Here is a 6,975-nt window from a genome sequence, read left to right on the forward strand (position 1 = left end):
CGGCGGCCCGCGCACCTGCGCGGGCCGCTGCTCCGTCACGTCCGCGCAAACCGCGCAAACCACGGCGCATGGCACCCCCCGGCAGGCATCCGGACACGCACCAAGGGTAATCACTAGCCATCGCCACATTGACATCCCGCGACCCCGTCATTACTCTGAATGCACATTGGATGCAATGTACCAAATAACATCAAGACGCAGGCAGCGCATCTGCCGATAAAGCAGTCAACAAAGCAGTCAACAAAGGAGACACTCATGGAGACACGCTCGCGCTGGACGCTCATATGGTTGCTGTTCGTGGGCGGGGCGATCAGCTATCTCGACCGCGCGGCGCTGTCGATCACGGCGCCGCTGGTCGCGCAGGAACTGCATCTGGACCCGGCGCAACTGGGCATCGTCTTCAGCAGCTTTTTCGTCGGCTACGCGCTGTTCTGCTTCGTCGGCGGATACGCGGCCGACCGCTTCGGCCCGAAGCGCGTGCTGACCGTGTCGATGCTGGTCTGGTCGCTGTTCTGCGGCCTCACCGCGACCACGGTCGGGTTGGCCAGCCTGCTGGCCGTGCGCGTGGTCTTCGGCATGGGCGAAGGGCCGTTCTGCGCCAACATCAACAAGCTCGTCTCGAACTGGTTCCCGCGCGCGCAGCAAGCCAGCGCGATCGGCATCGCCAACTCGGGACAGTCGCTGGGCGCGGCGCTGGCCGGCCCGATCGTCGGCTTCCTCGCGGTCAGCGTCGGCTGGCGCGTGTCGTTCGTGATCATCGCCTCGGTCGGCCTGCTGTGGGTGATCAGCTGGCTGCTGATGGCCAAGGACAACCCCGAAGTCGCGCCCGACGAGCCCGCCACGGCCAGCGCGGAAGCGCCGCGCGAGACCACCCCGGGCACCGTCACGCCGCTGCGCGAGTACCTGCTGCAGCCCGCCATTCTCGCCACCGCGTTCGCGTTCTTCGGCTACGCCTACATCCTCTACTTCTTCCTGTCGTGGTTCCCCAGCTACCTGACGATGGCGCATCACCTGAGCATCCAGAAGATGGCGGTGGTCAGCGTGATTCCGTGGGCGGTGGGCGCCACCGGCCTGATCGCCGGCGGCGTGGTGTGCGACTACCTGTTCCGGCGCACCGGCCGGGCGATCTTCGCGCGCAAGGTCGTGCTGATCACCAGCCTCGGCGCCGGCGCGGCCTGCATCGCGGCCACGGGCACCGTCACGGAACTCACCAGCGCCGTGGCGCTGATGGCGACCGGGGTGTTCTTCATGTACGCCTCGTACAACACCTACTTCGCGATCGTGCTCGATACGGTCGAGAAGGACCGGGTTGGCGCCATCGGCGGCTTCATCCACTTCATCGCCAACCTCGCGGGCATCGTCGCGCCGGCGCTGACGGGCTTCCTGGTGCAGTGGTCGGGCAACTTCAAGAGCGCGTTCCTGCTCACGGGCCTCATTGCCGCGCTCGGCGCGATCCTGGTGGCGGTCTGCGTGCGCACGCCCAAGCGCCAGCCGCGGTTCGAGCCGGGCATCGCATGAGCGCCGCCGGGCCCTCGCCTCTTCATTCCAACCTGCCAGCCGTACCGACATGACCCATTTCGCCACCATCGAGGAACTGCGCCAGCGCGCCAAACGCCGCGTGCCCAAGATGTTCTACGACTACGTCGACGCCGGCTCGTGGACCGAATCGACCTACCGCGCGAACGAGGACGACCTCGCGCGGCTCAAGTTCAGGCAGCGCGTGGCCGTCGACTTCAGCCGGCGCAACCTGGCCTCGACGATGGCCGGGCACACCGTGTCGATGCCCCTCGCGCTGGCGCCGACCGGCATCGCGGGCATGCAGCACGCGGACGGCGAGATTCTCGCCGCGCGCGCGGCCGAGCGCTTCGGCGTGCCGTTCACGCTGTCGACGGTGAGCGTGTGCTCGATCGAGGACGTAGCCGCGCACACCACCAAGCCGTTCTGGTTCCAGCTCTACATGATGAAGGACCGCGTGTTCATCGCGGACCTGATCCGGCGCGCGCAGGTGGCGGGCTGCTCCGCGCTGGTGCTGACGCTCGACCTGCAGATCCAGGGGCGCCGGCACAAGGACCTGCGCAACGGCCTGTCGGCGCCGCCCCGGCTCACGCTGCGCAATCTCGCGCACCTCGCGCGCTATCCGGCGTGGTGCGCCGGCATGCTGCGCACGCCGCGCCGCACGTTCGGCAACATCGTCGGGCACGCGCCGGGCGTGACCGGCATCGCCTCGATGGCCGAGTGGGCGCAGAACCAGTTCGACCCGACGCTCACCTGGAAGGACATCGAGTGGGTGCGCAGCCAGTGGAACGGCAAGCTTATCCTCAAAGGCATCCTCGATCCCGAGGATGCCAGGATCGCGCTGGACTGCGGCGCCGACGCGCTGATCGTGTCGAACCACGGCGGGCGCCAGCTCGACGGCGCGCCGTCGACGATCTCGATGCTGCCGCGCATCGCCGAGGCCGTGCGCGGCGAGATCGAGCTGCACATGGACGGCGGCATCCGCTCGGGGCAGGACGTGCTCAAGGCGCTCGCCTGCGGCGCGCGCGGCGTGTACATCGGCCGCGCGTTCCTGTACGCGCTCGGCGCGCTGGGCGAGGCGGGCGTGACGCGCGCGCTCGAGATCATCCGCGAAGAACTCGACATGACGATGGCGCTGTGCGGCATCACCGACGTGCGCGAAGCCGATGGCCGCATCCTGCTCGACGGCGGGTTCCGCATGCCGGCCCGCGGCGTGTCGCACGTCACGGTCACGGGCGCGCCGGCGCGCGCGCTGGCGGGCTGACAACCGGTTCATCACCACTGTTTCACCATTTATCACCACGTCACACAACCCACATAACAATTCACTGGAGAAGATTGCATGTTGAAGTCACTGACTCCGCAACAGGTCGAGCACTTCCAGAAGTTCGGCTACGTCGCGCCGATTCGCGTGATGCCGGTCGAGAAGGCGCTGGAGCTGCGCAAGCGGCTCGAAGATTTCGAGCATTCGGACAGCCCGCTCGTGAAGAAGGCGCTCAACCTCAAGAGCCACCTGCTGTTCCCGTGGCTCAACGAACTGGTCGGCAGCGATGCCGTGGTCAACGCGATCGAGGACCTCTACGGCGAGAACCTGCTCGCCTGGGCCAGCAGCTTCTTCATCAAGAACGCGCACGACCCGGCCTTCGTGTCGTGGCACCAGGACTCCACCTACTGGGGCCTGTCCAAGCCCGACGTGGTGACCGCCTGGGTCGCGCTGTCGGAGAGCAACCGCGCCAACGGCGCGATGCAGGTCATCCCCGGCACGCACCTGCTGGACCAGATACCGCACCGTGACACGTTCTCGGCCAACAACCTGCTCACGCGCGGCCAGGAAATCGCCGTCGAGGTGGATGCGTCGCAGGCGGTGTCGATCGAGCTCGAACCGGGCGAAATGTCGCTGCACCACGTGCGCATCGTGCACGGCTCGCCGCCCAACGACTCGGCCAACCGGCGCATCGGCTACGCGATCCGCTACATCCCGACCTACGTGCGCCAGCTCGAAGGCGAGGACAGCGCCACCCTGGTGCGCGGCACCGACACCTTCAACACGTTCGAGCACGAGCCGAGGCCGACCGCGGAACTGGACCCGGCGTTCGTCGCGCTCCATCAGCAGATCGGCGAGCGCAACTGGAAGATCCTGTACAAGGGCGCGGCCCAGCAGCGCTGAGCGCAACCGGACGCAACGATCAACGGAGGGAGACGGTTTGGGATTCAATGCAGCAGTCATGGTCGAAGCGGGCAGCCCGCTTCGGGTCGCATCGCTCGATCTGGCGGCGCTGGAAGACACCGACGTCGTCGTGCGCGTGCGCGCGACGAGCTTGTGCCACACCGACCTGGAAGCGGTGCGCGGCGACCTGCGCACGCCGCTGCCGTTCGTGCCCGGGCACGAGGCGGCGGGCGTGGTCGAATGGATTGGGCGCAGCGTGCGCAGCGTCGCGGTCGGCGACCACGTGGTGACGTCGTGGAACCCGCACTGCAACACCTGCTTCTACTGCCGGCGCCAGCAGCATGTCCTGTGCCAGCCCTACCGCGACCACGCGGCGCAGTCGTTCCATTTCGACGGGCGTCCGCGCCTGGCGTGGGACGGCCAGCCCGTGCATCAACTGATGTATTCGGGCAGCTTCGCCGAGCTGTGCGTGGTCAGCGAGGACTGCGCGATTCCGGTCTCGCGCGACATCCCGTTCGCGCGCGCCTGCCTGATCGGCTGCGGCGTGATGACCGGCTACGGCGCGGTGGCGCACGTCGCGCAGGTGGAGCCGGGCGCGACGGTGACGGTGATCGGCTGCGGCGCGGTCGGGCTGTCGGCCGTGCAGGGCGCGCGCATGGCCGGCGCGGCGCGCATCATCGCCATCGACCGGCAGGCGCAGCGGCTCGAGGTCGCGCGCAAGCTCGGGGCCACGCACGCGCTGGTTGCCGACGACACGCTCGGCGCGCTGCACCTGGAGCTGACCGAAGGCCGCGGCGCGGACCATGTGTTCGAGGCGGCGGGCAACCCGGCCGGGTTCCGCGCCAGCGTCGACCTCGTGCGCCCCGGCGGGCAGGTGGTGTGGCTCGGCAAGCTGCCGGCCGACGCCGAGATGGCGTTCCGCTGGGGCGCGCTGATGGGCGAGAAGCGCATCGTGCGCTCGAGCTACGGCGCGGCGCAGCCGGCGCGCGATTTTCCGGCGCTGGCGCAGGCGTATCTCGACGGCACGCTGAAGCTCGACGAATACGTGACTTCGACGATCACGCTCGGCGAGGTGAACGAGGGGCTCGACCGGCTCGCGGCGGGCAGCGACATCCGCGCCGTGATCGAGCTATGATCCCGCGCCATCCTCCCCTGCAGGATGGATGGATCGACGCGCCGCACCGCGGCGCGGCGCTCGGCCGCTTCCCGCTCGAATCGGGCGAGGCCATCGACGACCTGCGCCTGTCCTACGTCGTGCACGGCGACCTGGACGACAAGTCGAAACCGGTCGTGCTCGGCCTGTGCGCCATCGGCAGCACGCACCACCGGCTGGATTTCCTGATCGGCGCGGGCCGCGCGCTCGATCCCGCGCGCTATACGACCATCGTCGTCGACGCGCTCGGCAACGGCCTGTCCTCGTCGCCGTCGAACTCGGCCACGCAGCCGGGCGAGCGCTTTCCGCGCTTCACGATCCGCGACATGGTGCGCAGCCAGAAGCGGCTGCTCGAGCAGCTCGGCGTCGCGTCGCTGCACGCGGTGGCGGGCGCGTCGATGGGCGGCATGCAGGCGCTGCAATGGGGCGTGTCGTATCCGGATGCGATGTCGCGCATCGTCGCGCTGGTGCCGATGGCGAAGACCGCGCCCTGGTCCCAGGCGCTCAACGAGACGGCCCGGCTCGCGCTGCGCGCGGGCGGCGCCGGATCATCGGCGGAGGTCGACTGGACCGCGTGGGTCGCGGTCACGCACATCCTGGCCATGCGCAGCCCCACGCGCTTTGCCGCCGATGTCACGCTGGACGGCATGCACGACTGGCTGGCGCGGCGCACGGCATGGTGGCGCCGGCAGCAGGCCGATCCCCTCGACTGGATCTACCAGTCGTGGGCCTACGACGCGCACGACGTCGGCACCACGTCGGGCTTCGGCGGCGACACCGCGCGGGCGCTCGCCGCGATCCGGGCGCGGACCCTGATCGCGGTGCCGCGGCTCGACCTCTACAACCCGGTCGAGGCAGGCATCTGGGCGGCGCAGCACATCGCGGACTGCCAGCTCGTCCAGCTGCCCAGCCAGGACGGGCATCTCGCGGCGTCCGAAGCGGACCCGGAGACGGCGGGCCGGATCGACCGGGAAATCGGCGTGTTCCTGGCCTGAGCGCATGGCGGTGACAGCGGCGGCGGCGGCGGCGGCTGTACGCGGCGCAAGTGCGGTAGTATCGTTCAGCCATCGCGTCCACTCTTCCTGCCCATGAGCCAGTTGTCCACCAGCGCCAGTTTCCCGCCCGCCGCATCCAACGATGCGGAGGTTGGCGGATCGATCCAGCATCGCACCTATCAGTTGCTGCGCGAGATGATCGAAAGCGGGCGCATCGCTCCGGGAGAAAAGCTGCTCGAGGCGCAGGTGGCGAGGTCGTTCAGCATCGGCCGCTCGCCCGCGCGCATCGCGCTCGCCATGCTGTGCTCGGACCGTTTGCTCGTCGAGAACGAAGGGCGCGGCTACCGGGTCGCGGGCAAGGCCCGGGGCGAATGCGCGGGCCGCGTCGCCACGCTCGAGCAGGTCGACCTGACCGGCGAGCCGCAGTGGCAGCGCATGTATGCCGCCGTCGAGCGGGAGCTGTGCACGCGCGTGCTGTTCGGCACCGTGCGCATCACCGAGGAACGCCTCGCGGAACACTTCGACGTCAGCCGCACGGTCGCGCGCGACGTGATGGCGCGCATGCACAGCGTCGGCATGCTGTCGAAGGACAAGGGCGGACACTGGATCGCGGAGCGCGTGACGCAGGAGCGCATCGGCCACCTGTTCGAGATGCGCTGCCTGGTCGAGCCCGTGGCGCTGGTGCAGGCGGCCTCGCGCGTGCCGCGCGCCTGGCTCGAAGGCGTGCGGGACAAGCTGGCCGCGCAGATCGCCAGCGGGCAGCGCGAGGCCAAGGACATGGACGAGGCGGAGACGGACCTGCACATCCGCCTGCTGTCGTATTGCCCGAACAAGGAAATGACGGTCGCGCTCGCGCGCACGCACGTGCTGTTCGTGCCGACCCGGTATCTGGCCGACCCGTACCTGCAGATTCCCGGGCAACTGATCAACGACGCCTTCACCGAACACCTGCAGATCATCGACGCCCTGCTCTCGGACGACCCGCAGCGCACCGCGAGCCTGCTGTACGAGCACATCAACGAGGCCAGGAAACGCTGGATGCTGCGCTTCGACATCGTCAGCAGGATGAAGCAGCCGCCGCTGCCGTCCTACCTGAGCAAGGTGAAGGACGAGTAGCCGCTCGCCGCGCGCAAGGCGCGGCGGGG

At 69.0% G+C, this 6,975-nt stretch carries 6 protein-coding genes; all 6 read left to right on the plus strand.

Annotation, left to right across the window (positions count from 1 at the left end; translation table 11 throughout):
* Window positions 1–255: 255 nt before the first annotated feature.
* On the plus strand, window positions 256–1,518 hold the full coding sequence (locus K206_RS0106090) for an MFS transporter (protein ID WP_020201524.1): 1,263 nt from the start codon (window positions 256–258) through the stop codon (window positions 1,516–1,518).
* Window positions 1,519–1,567: 49 nt separating this feature from the next.
* Window positions 1,568–2,779 (plus strand): alpha-hydroxy acid oxidase, encoded by a 1,212-nt coding sequence (locus K206_RS0106095; RefSeq protein ID WP_020201525.1) that lies wholly within the window; start codon window positions 1,568–1,570, stop codon window positions 2,777–2,779.
* Window positions 2,780–2,857: 78 nt separating this feature from the next.
* Entirely contained in the window at window positions 2,858–3,682 is an 825-nt protein-coding gene (locus K206_RS0106100; RefSeq protein WP_020201526.1) for a phytanoyl-CoA dioxygenase family protein, read from the plus strand.
* Window positions 3,683–3,719: 37 nt separating this feature from the next.
* Window positions 3,720–4,817 carry a Zn-dependent alcohol dehydrogenase gene (locus tag K206_RS0106105; RefSeq protein ID WP_196812844.1) on the plus strand — a complete coding sequence of 366 codons (1,098 nt, stop codon included), beginning with the start codon at window positions 3,720–3,722 and terminating at the stop codon, window positions 4,815–4,817.
* Entirely contained in the window at window positions 4,814–5,830 is a 1,017-nt protein-coding gene (locus K206_RS0106110) for an alpha/beta fold hydrolase (protein ID WP_020201528.1), read from the plus strand. Before K206_RS0106105 ends, K206_RS0106110 begins: the two co-directional genes overlap by 4 nt.
* Before the next feature lie 93 nt (window positions 5,831–5,923).
* On the plus strand, window positions 5,924–6,946 hold the full coding sequence (locus tag K206_RS0106115; RefSeq protein ID WP_020423692.1) for a GntR family transcriptional regulator: 1,023 nt from the start codon (window positions 5,924–5,926) through the stop codon (window positions 6,944–6,946).
* Window positions 6,947–6,975 lie beyond the last annotated feature (29 nt).

This window comes from Cupriavidus sp. WS, from assembly GCF_000395345.1.
Lineage (GTDB): Bacteria > Pseudomonadota > Gammaproteobacteria > Burkholderiales > Burkholderiaceae > Cupriavidus > Cupriavidus basilensis_B.

Excerpts from the sequence above, each read along its gene's own strand:
- K206_RS0106090 (WP_020201524.1), top strand. The coding sequence starts at position 256 with ATGGAGACACGCTCGCGCTGGACGCTCATATGGTTGCTGTTCGTGGGC.
- K206_RS0106095 (WP_020201525.1), top strand. The coding sequence starts at position 1,568 with ATGACCCATTTCGCCACCATCGAGGAACTGCGCCAGCGCGCCAAACGC.
- K206_RS0106100 (WP_020201526.1), top strand. The coding sequence starts at position 2,858 with ATGTTGAAGTCACTGACTCCGCAACAGGTCGAGCACTTCCAGAAGTTC.
- K206_RS0106110 (WP_020201528.1), top strand. The coding sequence starts at position 4,814 with ATGATCCCGCGCCATCCTCCCCTGCAGGATGGATGGATCGACGCGCCG.
- K206_RS0106115 (WP_020423692.1), top strand. The coding sequence starts at position 5,924 with ATGAGCCAGTTGTCCACCAGCGCCAGTTTCCCGCCCGCCGCATCCAAC.